We start from the raw sequence: 21,361 nt of genomic DNA on the forward strand, positions 1-21,361 counted from the left end.
GACCACATGGTGGCAAACCCGGGACCGGCGCTCGAGTTCGGTGTGCTCGGGCCGGTCGAGGTGCGGGACGGCGGCGTGCCGATCTCGGTCGGCGGCAGCAAGCCGCTGATCGTGCTGGCCGGGTTGCTGCTGCGGGCGAACCGGGTGGTCGGCGTCGACGAGCTGTCGTGGTGGTTGTGGGACAGCGACGAGTCGCGCTGGTCGAAGGGCGCGCTGCAGACCTACGTGCTGCGGGTGCGGCGGGCACTCGGCGAGCACGCCAGGATCCGCACCGAACGCGGTGGTTACCTGCTGGAGGTGGCGCCGGAGGCGCTGGACCTCGGGCGGTTCCGCGCCGGGGCCGAGCGGGGCAGGCAGGCCGCCGAGCGCGGTGAGCTGCGCGAAGCCGCGGCCGCCTTCGCCAAGGCGCTGGCCCAGTGGCGCGGGCCCGCGTTGTCCAATGTGGATTCCGACGCGCTGCTCCGCGACGAGGTCGGCCAGCTCGACGACGAACGGCTCAGCGTGCGCGAGCAGTGGGCGGAGGTGATGCTCGGCCTCGGTGAGCACCACGCGGTCGTGCCGAGGCTGATCGCGCTGGCCAGGGAGAACCCGCTGCGGGAACGCCTGCACGAGCAGCTCATGCTGGCCCTGCACCGATCCGGGCGGCAGGCCGACGCGCTGGCCGTGTTCCGCTCGATCAGCACCGCGCTGACCGAGGAACTCGGCCTCGACCCGGGGCCGTCGCTGCGACGGGCGCACCAGGCGGTGCTCGCCGGTGAGCACGGCACGCACCTACGTCAGCGTGGCGAAACCCTGGTGCCGCGCCAGCTGCCCGGTGACTTCGCCGGGTTCACCGGCCGCCGCGACGCGCTGGCCAAGCTCCGCGAGCTGGTCCGTGCCGAATCGGCGCCGATCGCCTCGATCGAGGGCATGGGCGGCGTCGGCAAGACCACGCTGGCCGTGCACTTCGCCCACGAGGTCGCCGAGCACTATCCGGGCGGGCAGCTCTACACCGATCTGCGTGGTTACGGCCCCGGAACCGCGCTCGAACCGCTGGCCGCGCTCGAGATGATGCTGACCGCGATGGGCGTGCCCGCCGACGAAATGCCGTCCGGGCTGGCCGAGCGCTCGGCGCTGTGGCGCACGCACACGGCGAGCCGCCGGGTGCTGGTGGTGCTGGACAACGCGGGCAGCACCGAGCAGGTGCGCCCGCTGCTGCCCGGCACCGGCTGCCTGGTGCTGGTGACCAGCCGGTCGCGGCTGCGGTCGATGGCCGCGGTGCACGGCGCCCGCCGCATCCCGCTGGAGGAACTGCCGGTGGCGGACGCGGTCGACCTGCTCGCGGGCATCGTCGGCCGGGCCGCGGTGCGGGCCGATCCGATCGCCGCCCGCGAGTTCGTCGCGCGCTGTGGCCGGTTGCCGCTGGCCATCCGGATCCTGGCGGTGCGCGCCGCGCAGTTCCCCGAGGTGCCGGTGGCCGACTTTGTCGCCGACTTCGACGGCGAACAGGACAAACTGGACTCGTTCGACCTCAACGACGGTGACGAAACCGATCTGCGCGCGGTGTTCGCTCGCTCGTACCACGCGCTGGACGGAGTTTCGGCGCGCCTGCTGCGGTTGCTCGGATTGCCGGAGGAGGAACAGGACTTCACCGCCGCGTCGGCCGCGGCGCTGGCCGGGGTCGGCCTGCGGGAGGCGCGGATGGCGCTGGACCGGCTGTCCTCGGCGTACCTGATCGCCGAGCCACGCCCCGGCCGGTACCAGTTCCACGACCTGATCCGCGAGTTCGCCGCGGACCTGTGCCGCCGCACGGAAAGCGACGAGGCGCGGGGAGCGGCGCTGGCCAGGTTGCTCTCGTGGGCGCTCGACAGCACCGTCGAAGCCGCGCGCCGCCTGCGACCCGGCCGCCGCTACGAGCTGATCCCGCATCGGGGCCTGGTCCCGCACGAAACCTTTCCCGACCGCACGGCCGCGCTGACCTGGCACGACGACGAGGCGGGCAATCTCGCCGCGCTGGTCAGGCTGGCCAACCGGATCGGCGCGCACGAGCAGGCCTGGCAGCTGGCCTGGGTGCTCCAGTCGTACTTCCTGGTCCGGACCCGGTTGCACGCCTGGAAAGCGGTGTTCGACGTCGCGCTGGCGTCGGCCGAAGCGTGCGGGGACCGGCGTGGGCAGGCGGGCATTCTCAGCGGGCTCGGCGTGCTGCACGGCGTGGCGCGCGAGGAGCCGGAGGCGATCCGGTATCTGGAGCGCGTGCTCGCCATCCAGCGCGAGATCGGGGACCGCGAGGGCGAGGCCAGGGTGCAGTACAACCTGTCGATGGCCTACCACAACACCGACGAGGTGCACCGCGCGCTGGAGCACGGGCGGGAGGCCATCCGCCTGGCGCGCGAACTCGGGGTGTCCACTTTGGAGGCTGACAGCCTGCAGGCGATGGCCGACACGAACACCTATCTCGGCCGCCACGCCACCGCGCTCGGCCTGGTCGACGCGGCGCTGGACATCTGGCAGCGGGTCGGGCTCGCCGACAGCCAGCCGTTCCTGGTGCACAGCCGGGGCCGCGCGCTGCTCGGACTCGGCCGCCGGGAGGAGGGCGTGGCCTGCGTGCTCCAGTCGATCGAGATGTTCACCGCGCGCGGCGAGCTGTACGAAGCCGGTGATGTGCTGGCCCAGCTGGGCACCATCTACCTGCACCTCGGGGACCGCGAGGAGGCGCGCGCGTACTGGCTGCGCGCGGTGCACGTGCTGACCGAGAGCGGGCATCCGTTCGCCGAAGAGGTACGGGCCAAGCTCGCCGGGCTGGTCGGCACGGACATGCCCACGCGCTGACCCCCAGTAGTGCAGCGCGTGAGCACTTTCGCCCGATATGTGTACTGAACACCACTCCGCTCACTGTGCGCTGACTCCTCGCTGTCATCTGCTGATCATGGTCGTCACCTGCGCTAACATCGCGCGTGCGCACTGTGCACAGGAGGTGGGATGAGGGCCGTCGTGCTGACCGGTCCCAGCCGGCTCGAAGCGGTCGAGCTGGACCCGCCGGAGTGCGGGCCGCACGAGGTGCTGCTGAGCATGAGCGCGCTCGGCCTCGGTGACCAGGACGTGGCCGCCTTCCGCGGCCGCCGTCCGGTCGGCCCGGCACCGTGGTTGCTGGGCAGGCAGGGCGTCGGCGAGATCGCCGCGATCGGTGAGCGGGTGAAGCGGCCGTACCGGCTGGGGCAGCAGGTCGTGGTCGAGCCCGACTACTGCTGCCGCGGCTGCCGCGCGTGCGCCGCCTGGTTCTCCTCAGCCTGCCCCGAACGGGTGTCGATCGGGCTGGACCGGCCCGGCCTGCTCGCCGAGTTCGTCGCGGTCCCGGCGCACTTCACCTGGCCGGCGCCGCGCGCGGTGCCGCTGGAGGACCTGGTCTGCGCCGAACCGCTGGCCGAGTCGGTGGCCGCGGCGCGGCGCGCGGCCGTGCAGCCGAGGCAGCGCGCGCTGCTGCTCGGCGCGGACACCCGCGGCCTGTTCCTGTGCCTGGTGCTGCGGGCGCGCGGGCTGGAGGTGATCGTGCGCGAGCCGGTCACCGAGCGGCTGGACTTGGCGTGCTCGCTGGGCGCGCTGCCGTGGTCCGACGGCGACGACGAGTTCGACGTGGTGTTCGACAACTCGGGCAAGCGGGCCGCGCTGGCCGACGGCCTCGACGGCCTGCTGCCCGGCGGCACGGTCGTGCTGCTGACCGGTGCCGCCGCCCCACTGGACAACGCCGACCTGCTCCGGCGGCAGCTGATCGTGCGCGGCTCACGCGGTTACGACCACCCCACCGACTTCCCGGCCACGGTGGACGCGCTGGCCAGCGGCGAGTTCGCGCCGGGAAAGCTGGCGCGACGGCGGTACTCGCTGCAGCAGGCGAACCGCGCCTTCGAAGAGGCCGCGATCAACGTGGCCAAGCCGTGGTTGTCCTACGACTGGTGATCCGGCGCGGCCAGCGCGGACTGTCCGGCCAGGTAGGCGCGGCCGAGGTCCATCGTGCGCGGAGCCAGCCGGAACACGCGGTCGTGCCTGGTCACGTAGCCGAGTTCGGTCAGCGTGAGCAACAGCCGGCGCACGGTGGCCCGGTCGAGCCCGGTGGCTTTGGCGGCCTGGCTCAGCGTCAGTTCGGGTCTGTCCGCGCTGAACGCGTGCAGCACCGCCATGGCTCTGGCGACGGACCGGACGAAATGTCGGCCGTGGGACATAAGTACGCCCTTTTCTGACCAGATGTGCGTATCGCGAACATCCTACGGGGATTCGGCGATCTCCGCCGTGGACAACCCGAGGAATTCGGCCAGCTTCCGTGCGTCGCCAGGGGCCTTCACCTTCATGTCGTTGTCGAAGTAGACGTAGACGTCCAGGCCGCGCTTGTGCCAGGCGCGGACCTTCTTCGCCCAGTCCTTGAGCGCCTTGTCGGTGTAACCGCTCGCGTAGAGCTCCTCGTCGCCGTGCAGCCGGACGTAGACGAACTCGGCGGTCACGTCCTCCAGCTGCGGCCAGAGCCCGGCGCTGTCCGCGACGACCAGCCCGATCTCGTGCTGTTTCAGCAGGTCAACGGCCTCTTTTGTGGCGAAGCTCGGATGTCGCACCTCCAGCGCGTGCCGCAGGGACCTGCTTTTCCCCGCAGAAGCATGTGCCTCCCCCTTGAGCTTGTCGTCGTGCTCCTTGGCCAGCTTGGCGGCCTGGCCGGTGGTGCGGGGGAGCTGCTCGAAGAAGGCGGTGAGCCGGTCGGCGTCGAAGGCCAGTCGCGGCGGCAGCTGCCAGAGGAACGGGCCGAGCTTGTGCTCCAGCGCGAGCACCCCGCTGGCGAAGAAGTTGGCCAGCGGGGTGCGGACGTCGCGCAGCTGCTTCATGTGGGTGATGAACCGGCCGCCCTTGACCGCGAACACGAAGTCGTCCGGGGTCTCGGCGAACCAGGTCCGGTACCGCTCCGGCTTCTGCAGCGAGTAGAACGAGCCGTTCAGCTCGGCCGAGTTGAATCGGCGCGAGAGGTACTCCAGTTCCCGCCGCTGGGGCAGGCCCTTCGGGTAGAACTTCCCGCGCCACGGCCCGTAGCGCCAGCCCGAGGTGCCGATCCGGATGTCCGCCACATGTCAGGCTTGCCGCTTGCCACCGTCGGCAAACGTCACCGTCCTTCGCGAAGGTCGTCGGCGTCGCGGATGGTGTAGGCGTAACCCTGCTCGGCGAGGAAGCGCTGCCGGTGCGCGGCGTACTCGGTGTCCACCGTGTCCCGCGCGACCACCGAGTAGAAGTGCGCCTGGCGGCCGTCGGCTTTCGGCCGCAGAAGCCGCCCGAGCCGCTGGGCCTCCTCCTGCCGCGAGCCGAAGGTGCCGGAGATCTGGATCGCCACCGAGGCCTCGGGCAGGTCGATGGAGAAGTTCGCCACCTTCGACACCACCAGCGTGTCGATCTCGCCGCGGCGGAACCTGTCGAACAGCTCCTCGCGCTCCTTGTTCCTGGTCGCGCCCTGGATCACCGGGGCATCGAGTTCGGCGCCGAGCATCTCCAGCTGGTCGAGGTAGGCGCCGATGATCAGCGTCGGCTCGCCGCGGTGCTTGTCCACAATGGACTTGATCACCGGGGTCTTGGTGTTCGCGGTGGCCGCGATCTTGTACCGCTCCTCCGGCTCGGCGGTGGCGTAGAGCAGGCGCTCGTTGTCGGTCAGGGTGACCCGCACCTCGACGCATTCGGCGGGCGCGATCCAGCCCTGTGCCTCGATGTCGCGCCACGGCACGTCGTAGCGCTTCGGCCCGATCAGCGAGAACACGTCGCCCTCGCGGCCGTCCTCGCGCACCAGGGTGGCGGTCAGCCCGAGCCGCCGCCGCGACTGCAGGTCGGCGGTCATCCGGAAGACCGGTGCCGGCAGCAGGTGCACCTCGTCGTAGACGACCAGGCCCCAGTCGCGGGTGTCGAACAGCTCCAGGTGCTTGTACTCGCCCTTCGACTTGCGCGTGATCACCTGGTACGTGGCGATGGTGACCGGGCGGACCTCCTTCTTCTCCCCGGAGTACTCGCCGATCTCGTCCTCGGTGAGCGAGGTCCGCGCGACCAGCTCGCGCTTCCACTGCCGCCCGGCCACGGTGTTGGTGACCAGGATCAGCGTGGTCGCCTTGGCGTGCGCCATCGCCGCCGCGCCGACCAGGGTCTTGCCCGCCCCGCACGGCAGCACGACCACGCCGGAGCCGCCCTTGAAGAAGGCCTGCGCGGCCTGGCGCTGGTACTCGCGCAGCTGCCAGCCGTTCTCGTCGAGTTCGATCGGGTGCGCCTCGCCGTCGACGTACCCGGCCAGGTCCTCGGCCGGCCAGCCGACCTTGAGCAGGAGCTGCTTGAGCCGCCCGCGCTCGGACGGGTGCACCACCACGGTGTCCGGGTCGAGCCGCGTGCCCAGCATCGGGCTGATCTTCTTGCTGCGGGAGACCTCCTCCAGCACCGCGCGGTCGGTGGTGGTCATCACCAGCCCGTGTGCCGGGTGGTTGGTGATCTGGAGCCTGCCGAAGCGGGCCATCGTGTCCACCACGTCGATCAGCAGCGGCTGCGGCACCGGGAACCGCGAGTAGCTGGTCAGCGCGTCGACCACCTGCTCGGCGTCGTGCCCGGCGGCGCGCGCGTTCCACAGGGCCAGCGGGGTGACGCGGTAGGTGTGGACGTGTTCGGGGGCGCGTTCGAGCTCGGCGAACGGCGCGATCGCGATCCGGGCGTCCTCGGCACGCGGATGGTCGACTTCGAGCAGCACGGTCTTGTCGGATTGCACGATCAGCGGGCCATCGGTCACGCCCTCCTTTATACGTTCCCCGGGATTCCGCTGAGTCGAAGAGCCGAGGTACGGGTACTGATCCGCACTTCACCGGGCGCTCGGCTGGCTACCATGGAGACGTGGTTGAACAGTTGGGCCTCCGGGAGCGCAAGAAGCAGCTGACGCGCAGGCTCATCTCCGACACCGCGATCGATCTGTTCCTCGCTTCGGGGTTCGACTCGGTCTCGGTGGCCGAGGTGGCCGACGCGGCAGAGGTTTCCAAGCGCACCCTGTTCGCCTACTTCCCGACCAAAGAGGACCTGGTGGTGCACCGCTACGCCCACCACGAGGGCGAGAACGCGGAGGTGGTGCGCCGTCGCACGGCGCGGCAGACGCCGCTGATCGCGTTGCGGGCGCACTTTCTCGACGGCCTCCTGCGGCGCGACCCGGTCACCGGCCTCAACGACGATCCGAACCAGATCGCGCTGTACGCGATGGTGACCGCGACACCGAGCCTGGCCGCACGGCTGCTGCAGTTCTACGAGGGCAGTGAGCGGGAGCTGGTGAAGGAGCTGGTCAGCGGGGACGGCGCGGACGAGCTGATCGCCCGGCTGGCCGCCGCGCAGATCGTGGCCACGCAGCGGACCCTGCTGATGGACAACATCCGGCGGCTCACCAACGGCGCCCGCGCCGCGGACGCTTACCCGGACGCGGTCGCCGACGCGCGCAAGGCGTTCAAGCTCCTGCGAAGCGGCCTGGCCGAATTCGGCCTCGGCTGAGACCGCGGCCGAGCGCTAGCCGGGCGCCGGTAGCAGGGACTGCACGTCCAGGCGCTGCTTCAGCACGCCCGCGCTGTGCATCAGGTCCGCGACCCGTTGCAGGCGCACGCCGCTGAGTGAGCTGGGGTAGCTGCCCAGCGAGACCAGCGCGGCGGTGTTGGCGTTGATCCCGGCGAACGAGGGCAGTGCCTGCCGCACGATGGCCGGGTCCGCCGCCTTCTGCTGCGCCTGGCCGAGCAGCGTGCGGAACAACGCCATGGTGCGTGGATTGGCCTGCGCGAACACCGCGTTGGCCGCGTACCCGGATACCGGGAACTCCAGCGTCGCGCCGCGGGCGGTGTCGGCGAGCACCTTCGCGCCGAACTCCTGTTGTGCCAGGGTGATCTGCGGCTCGACGAGCCACGCCGCGTCGGCTTCGCCCTCCCGCAACGCGGACAGCATCTCGTCGGGCGCACGCTGGGTGAACCGGATCCGGTTCACGTCCACCCCCGCGGTGGCCAGCACCGAACGGCTGGTGAGCGTGCCGAGCCCGTCCAGGGTGTCCACCGCGATCGTCGGTGAGCGCTTCGCCGTGGGTGTGTTGTAGGCCGAGTCGGGCAGCGTCACCAGTGCCATGGTGTCCGTGCCCGCGGTGTACGCCTCGCCCTGGAGTTGAAGCGCCACACCGTTTCCGGCTGCCTTGAACAGGGCGACGTCGCTGCCGAACGCGACGTCGAGGTCACCGGCGGCCAGCTTGCCGAGTCCGTCGTCCGAATCGGCCTGCTCGACCAGTTCGATCTTGAGCCCGCCCGCGGCGAACGAACCGTCGGCTACCGCCATTCGCAATGGAGCGCTCTCGATCGGGTTACCCACACCGACACGGAGAGTGTTCCGCTCGGGTGCCGCCGGGGTGGCCTGCGGGTTCTGCTCGAAGGCCGAGCAGCCACCGAGCGCGACCGTGAGCAGGACGATCAGCAGCGCCGGGAAAGCTCGCCGCGCTCCGGTGCCCATGTTCGCCTCTCGTGGCCGGGGAAATGTCGCATCTGTTTGGAGCTTAAAGGCTTCTGCCCATACCATCGCGGCAAGGGCGGTGCTGGCGGACAGCTACCATCGGACTACTCGAGTCGCACGCTACCCTCCGGTAGGTTGCCGGCGGCTGGTCCGCGATCGAACGAGCTGGGTGGAAAAGGAAGCCAGGTGAACCGTCGCGGAAACGAACCCCGAAAGGGTTATGCGACGGATTCCTCATCTGCGCAGAGTTTGACCGGGGACCCTGGAGGCCGCTGGCGCCTGCGCAACTGGCGCCTGCGCACCAAGCTCTTCGCCGTGCTGCTGATCCCCACCGTCGCGATCATCGCGCTGGTCGGCCTGCGCGTCCGGCTCGATCTCGGCGAGGCGGGCAGGCTCGCCGAAGCGGCCACCCGGGTGCGCGTGGACACCACGCTCGCCGAGCTGACCCACCGGTTGCAGCGTGAACGTGATCTCACCGTCCGCTTTGTCGCCACTGGGCGGAAAACCGGCATCGAGGAGTTGCGCGGCCAGCGCGACAAGGTCAACGAATCGCTCGGTGCGTTCGAACGTGCGCTGACTGATGACGAATCCCGGCTGGCGCCCGAAGTGGCCGCAGATTTCCGGCAACTGCGTGATCAGCTGGGCGGGCTGACCGGGCTGCGATATGCCGGGGAGTTCTCCAATTTCCCGTCGGATTCGGTGCTGCGCTCCTACAGCGACCTGATCACCAGCACGCTCACCGTCGGTGATCAGTCCGCTGCCGAGATCACCGATCCGGAACTGGCCAGGCTGCGACTGGCGGTGAACGCGCTGGCCAAGGTGAAGGACACCATGTCGGTCCGGCGCGCGGTGCTCGCCGAGGCGCTCGCGCAGGGCTCGCTCAGCGTCGACCGCACGCGCGAACTGCTCGGCGCGGAGGCCGAGTTCGACGCCGCACGCGAGGATTTCCGCCAGTTCGCCACCCCGGAGCAACGCCGGATGTACGACGACACGGTGCTCGGCATGGTGGTCGACAACGGAAACAACATGGTCGAGTCGGTGCTGCGGCGGTCCGAAGCGGACCAGCCGCTGACCGGCCTGGATCCCATTCAATGGGACATCGCGTCGACCTACACCATCAACCTGGTGCGTCAGGTCGAGGACGCGCTCCAGCAGAACAGCCAGTCCCGCACCGAAGCGCTGGCCGCCGACGCCAGGGCCTCGGCCATCCGCGACTCGGCGATCGTGCTCGGCGTGGTGCTGGTCGGCGGGGTGCTCGCGGTGATCGTGACGCGTTCGCTGCTGCGGTCGCTGAGGATCCTGCGCCGCAGCGCGCTGGAGGTCGCCGAGCACCAGCTGCCCGCCGCGGTGGAAGGCATTCTCACCGATCCGGAGCCGCCGCACCCCGGCACGCCGTCGGCGCCGCGGATCGCGCCGGTCCCGGTGTTCAGCAAGGAGGAACTGGGACAGGTCGCGCGGGCCTTCGACGCGGTGCACGGCGAGGCGGTGCGGCTGGCGGGGGAGCAGGCGCGGTTGCGCGAGAACGTCAACTCGATGTTCGTCAACCTGTCGCGCCGCAGCCAGGAACTGGTCGAGCGGCAACTGTCCGTGCTGGACCGGATGGAGGCCGACGAGCAGGACCCGGAGATCCTCGGCGGTCTGTTCGAACTGGACCACCTCGCCACCCGGATGCGGCGCAACAGCGAGAACCTGCTGGTGCTTTCGGGCACCGATCCGGCGCGCGAGGTGGCCGGCCCGGTCAGCGCGGACGAGATCGTCGGTGCCGCGCTGTCGGAGGTCGAGCACTACCAGCGCATCGAACTGCCCGCGGCGCCGGAGCTGACCGTGCGCGCGGAGGCGGTCAGCGATCTGGTGCACGTGATCTCGGAACTGCTGGAGAACGCCACCGCCTACTCACCACCGGCCACCATGGTCTCGGTGGTCAGCTCGGTGCTCGACGACGGCAGCTGGAAGATCGACATCGTGGACCGGGGCAGCGGCATGGCCGAGGCGGAGGTCCGGCGCACCAACGCGCGACTGGCCGAACCGCCCAAGGTGGACGTCGAGGTGTCGCGGCGGATGGGGCTCTACGTGGTGGCGCGGTTGTCCACCCGGCACAACATCGACGTGCGGCTCGCCAACCGCCGCAGTGGTGGGATGACCGCGACGGTGGTGGTACCACCGGAACTGGTGAGCGTGTCCGCCCCGGTTTCGCTGCTGCCGCCCGAACCCGCGCCCGTGCTGCCCTTGCTCAGCGGGCCCGCCGCCGAGGTCGTGGTGGTGCAGTCGGAACCCGAGCCGGAGCCGTACTACGAACCGGAGCCGGAACCCGAGCGGTTCCACGAGCCGGAGCCGGAACCCGAGCCGTCCTACGAATACACGTACGAGCCAGAGCCCGGACCCGAGCCGGAGTGGCCCGCGGAACCGGTCGCGGAGGAGGCCTACGAGCCCGACTGGCCCGAGGACGATCCCGAACCGCCCGAGCCGCGCCGTCCGGTGGACCGGCCGACCAGGGCGCCGGTGTACCAGGCGGAACCGCCGGACTGGCCGACCGAGGACGACACCCAGCTGGAGGACGAAGCGGGCATCGACGGCCCGACCGAGCGCATGCCCGCGTACGCGGAGGTGCTCACCCGCTGGTTCCGCGACGAGCGTGACGAAGGTGCCGCGAACGAGCGCACGGCACGGCACGCGCGCGCCAGCGCGGAACAGGCGGTGCTGACCCTGAGCCCGGACGCCGTGCGCGGGAGGATGGCCAGTCTGCAGAACGGGGTCGAACGCGGGCGCTACGTGCGCGACCGGCAACGCGAGAAGGGGTACGAGTGAGCAGCGGGCGAGGGTTGCTGGAAGTGATCGTGCTCGACGCGCGGGACGCCGAGCAGGCGCAGCTCGGCGGCGCCGACCGGGTGGAGCTGGTCGCCGAGATGGCGCTCGACGGGCTCACCCCCAGCGACGACGTGGTCCGCGAAGTGCTCGCCGCGACCGATCTGCCGGTGCGCGTGATGCTGCGGCAGCGCGGTTCCTTCCTGGCGGCGGACCTGCCCGGCCTGCGCGCCCGCGCGAACGAGCTGCTCGCCTTGGGCGCCAAGGAGTTCGTGCTCGGTTTCCTCACCACCGGCGGCATCGTCGACGAGCGGGCCACCCGGACACTGGTGCGCGAACTCGACGGGGCCGGCTGGACGTTCCACCGCGCGGTCGACCACGCCCGCGACGTGCGCGTGGCCTACGCGACGGCCGCGCGGCTCGGCTGCGACACCATTCTCACCGCCGGGCATCCCGACGGGGTCACCGAAGGCCGGCCCGCGCTGGAACAGCTCGCGCTGCACGAGGAACCGCCGGTGCTGATGGCCGGTGGCGGGCTGCGCGCGCAGCAGGTGGCGCGGTTGCGCGAAGCCGGGGTGCGTGCCTTCCACGTCGGTTCCGGGGTGCGGCCGCTCGGCTGGGTGGAGGCGGTCGACGCGCCGGCCGTGCGCCGGTGGGCGGAACTAGTCCACGGCTGACCTTCCCCGCAGCGCCAGCAGTCCGGCCGCGGTGAGCGCGGTGAGCGTGCCGCCGAACAGCAGCACGCCGTCGGTGCCGAGCGAGTCCACCCACAGCCCCCCGGACAACGCGCCGAGCGAGATGGACACCTGGAACGCGGTGACGAACAGCGATCCGGCGACCTCCCGGCGGTCCGGTACCGCACTGCCCAGCCAGATCTGCAGGCTGACCGGGACCGCGCCGTACGCCGCGCCCCAGACCAGCAGCAACGCGACCAGCCCCGGCAGCGAGTGGCCGACCACGTCGAACAGCAGCAGCGAGGCCCCGAGCCCGGCCGCCGCGACGATCAGCGTGCGGCGCGGGTTCCGGTAGGCGGCGGTGCCGCCGAGGAAGTTGCCCGCGAACCCCGCGACGCCGTAGGCCAGCAGCAGCGCGGTGCTCAGCGCGGGCGCGACACCACCGGTTTCGCGCAGGATCGGGGTGATGAAGGTGTACGCGCTGAAGTGCCCGATCACCAGCAGGAACACCGCGACGAAGCTGACCCGGATCTCCGGGTTGCGGAACAGGGAGAGCAGGTCGCCGAGCTTCGTCGTGCGACTGGCGGGCAACGGCGGCAGCAGGAAGATCTGCGCGGCGAGCACGCCGAGCGCGACCACGCCGACCACGGCGAAGGCCGTGCGCCAGTCGGTCAGGTCGCCGAGCAGCTTGCTGGCGGGCACCCCGGCGACGGTGGCGGTGGAGACCCCGGCGAAGATCGTCGCGGTGGCCCGGCCGACCACCCGCTCCGGCACCAGCCGCACGGCGATCCCGCCCGCGATGCCCCAGAACCCGCCGACGCTCAGCCCGACCAGGATCCGCGCGACCAGCAGCACGGCGAAGTTCGGCGCGAGCGCGCTGACCACGTTCGCGCCGACGAGCAGCGCGCTGAGCCCGGTCAGCACCAGCCTGCGGTCGAGCCTGCCCGCGGCGACGACCAGCGCGGGCGCGGCCACCGCGGCGACGAAGCCCGGCACGGTCAGGGTCAGCCCGACCGTGCCCTCCGAAACGCCGAGCGTCGCGGCGATCTGCGGCACCAGGCCGACCGGGAGCAGCTGGGAGGTGACGATCGAGAAGGTCCCGACCGTCACCGAGAGCACGGCGAGCCAGTACCTCAGCGGGGTTTCCTGCTGCACGTCCACTCCCGCAGATTAGGCAGGGCCGCTAAAGCCCCAGCTCAGATGATTCCGGGGTCGGCGGGCGCGGCCACGTGCCCGACCCGGCGCTCCCGGCGTTCCAGCCACCGCCCGAGCCGCGACAGCGCGAAGTTCACCACGAAGTAGATCAGCGCGATCACCAGATAGGTCTGGATCAGGTACCGGTTGTAGGAGGCCAGCTGCTTCCCGATGGTGATCACCTCGGCGAAGCTCAGCACGTAACCGAGCGAGGTGTCCTTCACCGTGCCGACCGACTGGCTGATCAGCGACGGCAGCACGTGCCGCAGCGCCTGCGGCAGGATCACGTGCCACATCGCCTGCCACGGCCGCAGCCCGAGCGCGGCCGCCGCCTCGCCCTGACCGGCGTCCAGCGACAGGATGCCCGCGCGGAACACCCCGGCCAGCTGCGCCGACCGGTTCAGCGTCAGCGGCACCACCAGCTTCCACAGCGTCGGCAGGTCCAGCCCGTACCGCGGCAGCGCGAACAGCATCATGAACACCATCAGCAGCGCGGGCACCACCCGGAACACCTCGATGTAGGTGCGCGCGGGCAGCCGGATCCAGCGGTACCGCGACATCCGGCCGAAGGCGAGCAGCAGGCCCAGCGGCATCGCCAGCACCAGCACCAGCCCGGCCGCGAGCAGCGTGCCGCCGAGGCCGTTGAGCAGGTACTTCCACATCGGCCAGGTGCCGTAGGGCTGCCACTTCTTCGGGTCGAGCTGGCCGTTCACGCCGAACTGGTACAGCGCCAGGCCCAGCACGGCCGCGCCGAGCACGAACGCGGCCGCGGTGGCGATCCGGATGCGGCGCCTGCCGCGCGGGCCGGGTTCGTCGAAGAGCACGTTCATCGGTGGATCACCAGCTTCTTCTCCAGCCGCGAGGTGGCCAGCGAGATCAGCAGCGCGAGCAGGCCGTACACGATGCCGGCGCCGATGTAGACCGGCAGCGGGTCGGAGGTGATCACGTTGACCGCGTTGGCCGCGGCGGTCAGCTCCGGAATGCCGGTGCCCGCGGTGATCGCGGTGTTCATCAGCAGTCCGATGGTGATGTTGCACAGCGGCTGGAGCACCGAGCGCAGCGCCTGCGGCAGCACCACGCTGGACTGCGTGCGGAAGAAGCCGAGCCCGAGCGCCCTGGCGGCTTCGGCCTGTCCCTTCGCCACGGAGTTGATGCCGCTGCGCAGCGCTTCGGCGTAGTAAGCCGCCGAGTACAGCGAGAGCGCGAGCACCGCGCAGAGGAAGAGGTCGAAGTTGATGGCGATCTCGGGCAGCGCGAAGATGATCAGGATCAGCCAGAGCAGCAGCGGAATGTTCTGGAAGACCTCCACGTAGACGATGGCGAACGCGCGCAGCGGCTTGACCGGGGACACCCGGCAGGAGACCACCAGCAGCGCGACGAGCATGGCGCCGGCGAACGACAGCACGGTCAGTTCGATCGTGGTGAGCACACCGCGGCCGAACTCGGGGAGGTAGTCGAGGAGAACGTTCATCTAGTCATGGCCTGCCGATGACGGGCCGAGGAGTGACCCCGGCCCGTCGAACCGGATCAGGAACCGGCGACCGAGCCGATGGCGGGCGGGGCCGGGGGCTCGCCGGGGATCACCGTGCCGAGCGACTCCTGGTACGCCTGCTGCCACAGCCCGGCGTCCTGGATCTTCTTCAGCCAGCCGTTGACGAACTTCTTGAACGCGTCGTCCCCGTGCTTGATGCCGATGCCGTACGGGTCGGTGCCGAAGGTGCCGCTGGCCAGCTGGATCTTGTCGTTCAGCTTGGTCTCGCCGGCGATCACCGGCAGGTCCTTCACCCAGGCGTCGCCGCGGCCCTGCTCCAGCGCCTGCACGCACTCCGGGTCGGTGTTGAACGAGATCTGCTGCGCCTGCGGGGCCAGCTCCTTGACCACCCCGGCGCCGGTGCTGCCGGTGGCCACCAGCACCTTCTTGCCGTTGAGGTCCTCCGGCTTGGCGATGTCCGGCTTGCCCTTCAGCGTGGCCACCGCCTGGCCGGACATGAAGTACGGGCCGGCGAAGGCCACCTTCTCCGCGCGCTTCGGGGTGATCGAGTAGTTCTGGATGACCGCGTCCACCGTGCTGTTCTGGATCAGCGCCTCGCGGATCTGCGGGGTGGTGGTGATGATCTTGCGCTTGGGCTCGCCGAGGATGTACTTGGCGAGCAGCTTGCCGAGCGTGGCGTCGAAGCCCTCGGCCTCACCGGTGGTGGGGTTCTGCTGCGACATCAGCGGGGTCTCCAGCGAAGCGCCGATGAACAGCTCGCCCCGCTGCTTGATCGCCATCGCGGTGGGGCTGGCCGCCAGCTCCGCCTCGGTGGCCACCGGCGCGCGGTCGAGCATGCTCTGGGCGGCGTTGTTCGCTCCCGGAACCGCCTCGGTGCCGCCGGAGCAGGCGCCCGCCGCCGCTCCCAGGGTGACGACCGCGCAGAGCAGCGCGATCCTCGTGCGCGTCGAAGACGCCTTGACCATGGTGGACTTGTTCCTTTCCCGACTGGGCGGCCGTGTGTGCCGGGTCCGAGCGGTGCCACCGCGGAGTGCTACTTCTGGTAGCACGTGACGTTCCGAAGCTCACCCAGTGGTGCGAAGCGGACACACGGCGCTTGGGCCGAAGAATGGTTCAGTCCGCCGGGGCGCGTCAAGCTGCGGTGATCCGCGCCGCACGGCTTCGAGCGCGCCCGAAACACTGTTGTCACAGGTCCAGCCCGGGCTCTCACATGCTGGGAATCGATGATCGATGCGAAATATTAACCGGAAGATCACCAGGTGGGCGCGAAGATCACCATCGGGCCGGGTGGGCGAATTTCGGTCGGTTGACAGTTGCGCCGTTCGCCTGAGTGACGCAGGTCGCCCTGCTTCCGTTTCTCGCTTGTTATCGATACCCTCTAGCCCCAATCGGGTGACCGGCATCATGGGCCCGGCTTGGGGGCGGCCTTTTTATCGGCGACCCGGCCGGGCGGATCGGGCTGCCCGGTCTCCCGGCGCGTGGGAACCTGGTTGCCACCGGACAGCGGTAACGGAAAACGGGAAGGAAGTCCTCGGTGCCCCAGCTCACGAGCGGGGAGCACGGTCGAAAGGCGGTGTCCTCGGCGCACCCTCGTGTCGCAGAAGGTAATGACGCGGCATCACAGGACGGCCCGAACGGAGTAACCCCGTCGCGGTCCGGTGCCCTCGCCCCGCCACCCGGGGGACAGCGCACCCGTGGGCTGAGGAACTGGCGAGTCAGCAACAAGCTCGTGGTGGTGTTCCTGCTCCCCACCATCGCCGCGCTCTTCCTCGGTGGGCTGCGCGTCTACGAGGGCTTCGAGGACATCGGCGTCTACGACCGCGCCGAGCAGCGGATCGCGCTCAGCCAGAAGGTCGCCGCCACGGTCGACGAACTGCAGTCCGAGCGCGAGACCATGTCCGCCTGGATCGTCTCCGGACGGCCGCAGGGCCGCGGTGAGCTGGACGACCAGATCGCCCGCTCCGACCGCGCCGCCACCACGCTGCGGGACGCGCCCGAGGTCGAGGGCATCGACGACCCGGTGACCACCGCGTTGTTCGGCCAGGCCACCGCCCGCCTCGACGGCCTCGGCCAGCTGCGGGTCTCCGCGAACGACGCCTCCTTCGCCGCGCTGGCCGCGCTCGAGTCCTACGCCGGTGTCATCGACGCGCTGCTGGCCGTCTCCGACGAGTTCGGCGCCGACGTCACCGACAAGGGCCTCCAGGACCGGCACGACGCCCTCGCCGCGTTGTCCCACGCCAAGGAGTTCTCGGCCCAGCAGAACGCGTTCCTGCGCAACGCCGCGATCCGCGGCAGCTTCGAGCCCGCCGAGCTGTCCAGCATCAACAGCGCCGAGGCGAACCTGGTCTCCCAGATCGACGCCTTCAACAACGTGGCCACCTCGCAGGCCCGCCAGGACTACGCCAACACGATCACCGGTGAGCTGGTCTCCCGGCGCTTCCAGTACCAGCAGCTGGCGCTGCTGCGCGCGGAGGCGAAGATCAACGTGGCGATCGACCCCGGCGCGGTCGCCCAGTCCTCGGCGGCCACGCTGAACCTGATCAGCCAGGTGGAGAACCGCCTGCTCGGCGAGGCCGGTTCGTACACCGGTGACCTGGCGGGCAGCGAGCAGCGCACGCTGATCTTCGTCTCGGCCGGCATTCTCGCCGGGCTGCTGGTCGCGCTGACGCTGATGTTCGTGGTCGCCCGCTCGATGCTGGTCCCGCTGCGCAGCCTGCGCACGAACGCCCTCGAAGTGGCCGAACGGCATCTGCCCGAAGCGGTCGAGAGGATCATGTCGGAGTCGGATCCGAAGGCCGCCGCCGAGCGCGCGATCGATCCGGTCCCGGTGCACACCACCGAGGAGATCGGGCAGGTGGCCCGCGCCTTCGACGTGGTCAACGCCCAGGCCGTGCGGCTGGCCGCCGAGCAGGCGATGCTGCGCGAGAACGTCAACGGCATCTTCGTGAACCTGTCCCGCCGCTCGCAGCGGCTGGTGGAGCGCCAGCTGGGCGTGATCGACCGGCTCGAAGCCGACGAGCAGGACCCGGACCACCTCGCCAGCCTGTTCGAGCTGGACCACCTCGCCACCCGCCTCCGCCGCAACGGCGAGAGCCTGCTGGTGCTCTCCGGCGCCGGGCTGGCCAAGTCGGTGCCGCGGCCGGTGCCCGCCGCCGACGTGATCGGTGCCGCGGTCTCCGAGATCGAGCAGTACTCGCGCGTCGAGGTCGGCGTCATCCCGGACGTGGCCGTGCAGGGCCTGACCATTCACGACCTCGTGCACGTGCTGGCCGAGCTGCTGGACAACGCCGCCTACTTCTCCGAGCCGGAGACCAAGGTGACCGTGCGCGCGGTGATGACCCGCCGCCGCGCGCTGGCCATCCAGGTCACCGACAAGGGCGTCGGCATGTCCGAGGACCAGATCAACGAGGCGAACCGCCGCCTGGCGGACCCGCCCGACCTGGACGTGTCGGTGACCCGCCGGATGGGCCTGTACGTGGTCGCGCGGCTGGCCCAGCGCCACGGCATCGAGGTGCAGCTGCGCGAGAACGAGGACATCGACGGCGGCATCATCGCCAGGGTGGTGGTCCCGCCCCAGCTGCTGACCAGCATGCCGGTGACCGAGCGGCCGCGGTCGGAGTCCTCGATGCCGCAGATGGCGCCGATCGGGAACCCGCAGCCGCCGAGCGAGCTGGGCGTCGACTCGCTCACCTCGCCGATGACGCTGACCCCGCTGAACCAGCAGGCCCCGCCGGAGGCACCGGCCGAGATCAGCCGTCCGCAGGCTCCGGTGCCGTCCGCCGATTCCGGTCCCGGCACCGGCGGCCTGGTCGCCCTCGACCAGCCGATCAGCCTCGACGACCTGGTGCACGGTTCGTCCAGCGCGGCGGGCCCGTTCCTCAGCGATGCCCCGGAACCGCCGGCGAAGGACCCGGTGGACGACCAGGGCTTCCCGGTGGCCGAGTTCGACGAGAACGCCTTCCCCACCGTGACCACTCCCACTCCGCCCCCGTCGAGCAACGGCTCGAACGGGAGTGCCCCGGCCGGCGCCAACGGGCACGGCGACGAGCCGTTCCCGCTGGCCCTGCCCACCCGCGAACCCACCTTCGTGCCGCCGGTGGGCAGGCCCGAACCCGACGAATCGGCCGAGAGCGGCCGCAGCGCGCTCGAGGACGACGTGCCGACTCGCCGGTTGCCGATCTACCAGTCCGTGCTCTCCCGGTGGTTCAGTGAAGCCGAGGAGACCGAACCGGAAGAGACCGGCTGGCCCGCGGAGACACCGGAGGGGACCGCGGCCGCGCCGGAGGGGCGAGAGGGAGCGGGCGTGACCGACGGAGGATGGCAGAGCGCCTCGGACGAGGGCTGGCAGGCGGCGCAGTCGTTGCTGGAGGACAAGGCCGAGGGCGTCACCGAGGCCGGCCTGCCCAAGCGCGTGCCCAATGCCTACCTGGTTCCCGGATCGGTGACCGGGGAATCGACGGATCAGAGTGCTTTCACCGATAATTCCTCCCCGCAGCCGGAGGCGGCCCCGTCCATGACCAGGTCGGCTTCGGTGGCGCGAAGCCGTATGGTCAGTTTCCAGCGGGGTTACCAGAGCGGCAGGCATGCCGTCCAGGAGAATCCGGAGGCCGGTACCGCGGTGCCGGAAACGTTCGCGAACGCCGTAGAGGACGGCGTGGCGGGACGACCTACTGAACCAAGCGCGAAGGAGTGAGAGTGACACGGGCGGGGTCAGTGCAGCCGGGCGGGCAGGCGCAGCCGGGCAAGGCGGTGCAGCAGCCGGGAGCCGGTCAGCAGGGCAGTTTCGCTTGGCTCATCACCGATTTCGTGCACCGGGTACCCGGTGCCGCGCATGCGGTAGTGGTCTCGGCGGACGGGTTGCTGCTGGCGGCCTCACGAGGGCTGCCGAAGGACCGGGCCGACCAGCTCGCGGCGGTGGCCTCCGGGCTGACCAGCCTGGCGCGCGGCGCGGCGAAGGTGTTCGACGGTGGAGCCGTCGCGCAGACGGTGGTCGAGATGGCCAACGGGTTCATGTTCCTGATGTCGGTTTCGGACGGCTCGTGTCTGGCGGTGCTCGGCGCGCCGGACAGCGACATCGGGCTGGTCGTCTACGAGATGACCCTGCTGGTCGAACGGGTCGGCCAGCAGATGACCCCGGAACTGCGCGCTCAGCTGCAGGGCGCCGCCCGCCGCTAGGGCGGTCGGCGGGACACAGAGGAGATAACCGTGGACTCGGGGCGCTCGAGAGGCGAACGTCGGTTCGACGACGACTTCTCCGGTGCGCGTTGGCCGAATGAGTCGGACAACTCGAACATTTCGGACAGCCGTGGGGGCGAGGTCGCAGGTGAGGACTGGAAGAGTTTCCGGGACCGGATAGACCGCGAGTGGCGGTCCCGGCGAGGCGGTGACGACGTGGCACCGGAGCCGGCGGCGCCGGATCCGTCGTCGTGGCTGAACCCGTCGGACCAGCCGGTCACCCGCGGGCCGGCCGACTTCAACGTCGACGACTTCCGTGACCGCCTGCTCAGCGGGCCGGTCTCGGAGCTGTACGGCGTCGGCGGCGGCTCGCTGCGGGACGCGGCGGGCGGGTTCACCGCCTTCGGCGGACCGGAGGAGCCGGAACCGGAGCAGTTCATCCCGTCGGCGCGCCCGAGCACGCCGCCGGAGGAGCCGGTGGAGACCTCCGGCCTGGTCCGGCCGTACTTCCGGACCGGCGGGCGGACCAAGCCCACCTACGACCTGGCCATCGAGGCCTTGATCTCGACCAGTGAACGGGGCAGGCTGATCGATTCGGTACGGGTGCCGGAGCACCGGTCGATCTGCGACCTGTGCCTGGACACCCGGTCGGTCGCCGAGATCGCCGCGCATCTGCGGCTGCCCCTCGGTGTGGTGCGGGTGCTGATTGGTGATGTCGCCGGTCTCGGACTGGTTCTCGTGCACAGCGGGAGCACGGTCGTCGGGGACAGGCCGAGTATCGAGTTCATGGAAAGGGTGCTCAGTGGGCTTCGGAGAATTTAGCTCCGACGCGAACACGTCGGCGGCCGCGGGACCGACCTCGTCGGCGAAGATCGTGGTGGCGGGCGGGTTCGGGTCGGGAAAGACCACGCTGGTGGGTGCGGTCTCCGAGATCGACCCGCTGACCACCGAGGCGTCGATGACCGAGGCCAGTTCCGGGGTCGACGACGTCTCGGCGACGCCGAACAAAACGACGACCACGGTGGCCATGGACTTCGGCCGGATCACCCTGGACTCGGACATCGTGCTGTACGTGTTCGGCACGCCGGGCCAGCACCGGTTCTGGTTCATGTGGGACGACCTGGCACTGGGCGCGATCGGCGCGGTGGTGCTGGTGGACACCCGCAGGCTGTCGGACGCCTTCCCGTCGATCGACTTCTTCGAGAACCGGAAGCTGCCGTACGTGGTCGCCATCAACTGCTTCGACCGCCTGCTGCACCACCAGATCGAGGACGTCCGGCACGCGCTGACGATCTCGCCGTCGGTGCCCATCATGGCCTGCGACGCGCGGGAGCGGGAGTCGGCGAAGCAGGTGCTGATCTCGGTGGTCCAGCACGCCATCCAGCACGACACCGCGCTGCGGGCGGGCTGACTTCGGATCGCGACCACCAGGTTCCCCCTTTTCACCACGGGGCGGGGTCGAACCCTGCCCCGCACGCGAATACGCTGGTGCGAAGCAGTGTTCGCGCGCCGGGTCGTCGCCGGAGCAAGGAGG

17 protein-coding genes are annotated in these 21,361 nt (G+C 70.5%); 9 read left to right on the plus strand and 8 right to left on the minus strand.

Annotation, left to right across the window (positions count from 1 at the left end):
* The first annotated feature begins 6 nt into the window (after positions 1–6).
* Positions 7–2,808: a BTAD domain-containing putative transcriptional regulator gene (locus YIM_RS03410; protein ID WP_153028942.1), complete on the plus strand. Its 2,802-nt coding sequence runs from the start codon at positions 7–9 to the stop codon at positions 2,806–2,808.
* 150 nt (positions 2,809–2,958) lie between these two features.
* Entirely contained in the window at positions 2,959–3,930 is a 972-nt protein-coding gene (locus YIM_RS03415; protein ID WP_153028943.1) for a zinc-binding dehydrogenase, read from the plus strand.
* On the opposite strand, the gene YIM_RS03420 is transcribed toward YIM_RS03415, so the two are convergent.
* From YIM_RS03420 to YIM_RS03430, 3 genes are read right to left on the minus strand one after another with little or no spacing between them, the layout of a single operon-like run.
* Positions 3,918–4,193, minus strand: coding sequence for a helix-turn-helix domain-containing protein (locus YIM_RS03420; RefSeq protein WP_153028944.1), 276 nt, complete (start codon positions 4,191–4,193; stop codon positions 3,918–3,920). The two genes, YIM_RS03415 and YIM_RS03420, sit on opposite strands and share 13 nt — an antisense overlap.
* 42 nt (positions 4,194–4,235) lie before the next feature.
* On the minus strand, positions 4,236–5,078 hold the full coding sequence (locus YIM_RS03425; protein ID WP_228004530.1) for a DUF72 domain-containing protein: 843 nt from the start codon (positions 5,076–5,078) through the stop codon (positions 4,236–4,238).
* 35 nt (positions 5,079–5,113) lie between these two features.
* A complete protein-coding gene (locus YIM_RS03430; RefSeq protein ID WP_153028945.1) occupies positions 5,114–6,760 on the minus strand; it encodes a DNA repair helicase XPB in 1,647 nt (548 codons plus the stop codon).
* A gap of 101 nt (positions 6,761–6,861) precedes the next feature.
* Between YIM_RS03430 and YIM_RS03435 the strand changes: the two genes are divergently transcribed.
* Complete coding sequence (locus YIM_RS03435) at positions 6,862–7,500, plus strand: TetR/AcrR family transcriptional regulator (protein WP_153028946.1); 639 nt, start codon at positions 6,862–6,864, stop codon at positions 7,498–7,500.
* A gap of 15 nt (positions 7,501–7,515) precedes the next feature.
* Here YIM_RS03435 and YIM_RS03440 read toward each other — a convergent pair whose 3' ends face one another.
* Positions 7,516–8,490, minus strand: coding sequence for an ABC transporter substrate-binding protein (locus YIM_RS03440; protein ID WP_153028947.1), 975 nt, complete (start codon positions 8,488–8,490; stop codon positions 7,516–7,518).
* Between the two features lie 186 nt (positions 8,491–8,676).
* Between YIM_RS03440 and YIM_RS03445 the strand changes: the two genes are divergently transcribed.
* Positions 8,677–11,295 (plus strand): nitrate- and nitrite sensing domain-containing protein, encoded by a 2,619-nt coding sequence (locus YIM_RS03445; RefSeq protein WP_153028948.1) that lies wholly within the window; start codon positions 8,677–8,679, stop codon positions 11,293–11,295.
* Positions 11,292–11,969, plus strand: a complete 678-nt coding sequence (locus tag YIM_RS03450) for a copper homeostasis protein CutC (RefSeq protein ID WP_153028949.1) — start codon at positions 11,292–11,294, stop codon at positions 11,967–11,969. The genes YIM_RS03445 and YIM_RS03450 overlap by 4 nt, the downstream gene beginning before the upstream one ends.
* On the opposite strand, the gene YIM_RS03455 is transcribed toward YIM_RS03450, so the two are convergent.
* The 4 genes from YIM_RS03455 to YIM_RS03470 are packed head-to-tail and all read right to left on the minus strand — an operon-like array spanning position 11,955 to position 15,617.
* Positions 11,955–13,127, minus strand: coding sequence for an MFS transporter (locus YIM_RS03455; RefSeq protein WP_153028950.1), 1,173 nt, complete (start codon positions 13,125–13,127; stop codon positions 11,955–11,957). The genes YIM_RS03450 and YIM_RS03455 overlap by 15 nt on opposite strands.
* Positions 13,128–13,162: 35 nt before the next feature.
* Positions 13,163–13,990, minus strand: a complete 828-nt coding sequence (locus YIM_RS03460) for an amino acid ABC transporter permease (RefSeq protein WP_153028951.1) — start codon at positions 13,988–13,990, stop codon at positions 13,163–13,165.
* Positions 13,987–14,631 carry an amino acid ABC transporter permease gene (locus tag YIM_RS03465; RefSeq protein ID WP_153028952.1) on the minus strand — a complete coding sequence of 215 codons (645 nt, stop codon included), beginning with the start codon at positions 14,629–14,631 and terminating at the stop codon, positions 13,987–13,989. The genes YIM_RS03460 and YIM_RS03465 overlap by 4 nt, the downstream gene beginning before the upstream one ends.
* A gap of 56 nt (positions 14,632–14,687) precedes the next feature.
* Positions 14,688–15,617 carry a glutamate ABC transporter substrate-binding protein gene (locus YIM_RS03470; protein WP_153028953.1) on the minus strand — a complete coding sequence of 310 codons (930 nt, stop codon included), beginning with the start codon at positions 15,615–15,617 and terminating at the stop codon, positions 14,688–14,690.
* A 764-nt stretch (positions 15,618–16,381) separates the two neighbouring features.
* On the opposite strand from YIM_RS03470, the gene YIM_RS03475 reads away from it, so the two are divergent.
* From YIM_RS03475 to YIM_RS03490, 4 genes are read left to right on the plus strand one after another with little or no spacing between them, the layout of a single operon-like run.
* A complete protein-coding gene (locus tag YIM_RS03475) occupies positions 16,382–19,345 on the plus strand; it encodes a nitrate- and nitrite sensing domain-containing protein (RefSeq protein WP_228004532.1) in 2,964 nt (987 codons plus the stop codon).
* A gap of 2 nt (positions 19,346–19,347) precedes the next feature.
* Entirely contained in the window at positions 19,348–19,827 is a 480-nt protein-coding gene (locus tag YIM_RS03480; RefSeq protein WP_370468951.1) for a roadblock/LC7 domain-containing protein, read from the plus strand.
* Between the two features lie 30 nt (positions 19,828–19,857).
* Positions 19,858–20,649, plus strand: coding sequence for a DUF742 domain-containing protein (locus tag YIM_RS03485; RefSeq protein WP_153028954.1), 792 nt, complete (start codon positions 19,858–19,860; stop codon positions 20,647–20,649).
* On the plus strand, positions 20,630–21,238 hold the full coding sequence (locus YIM_RS03490; RefSeq protein ID WP_113694746.1) for an ATP/GTP-binding protein: 609 nt from the start codon (positions 20,630–20,632) through the stop codon (positions 21,236–21,238). Before YIM_RS03485 ends, YIM_RS03490 begins: the two co-directional genes overlap by 20 nt.
* The last annotated feature ends 123 nt before the right edge of the window (positions 21,239–21,361 follow it).

Source organism: Amycolatopsis sp. YIM 10 (genome assembly GCF_009429145.1).
Taxonomy (GTDB): domain Bacteria; phylum Actinomycetota; class Actinomycetes; order Mycobacteriales; family Pseudonocardiaceae; genus Amycolatopsis.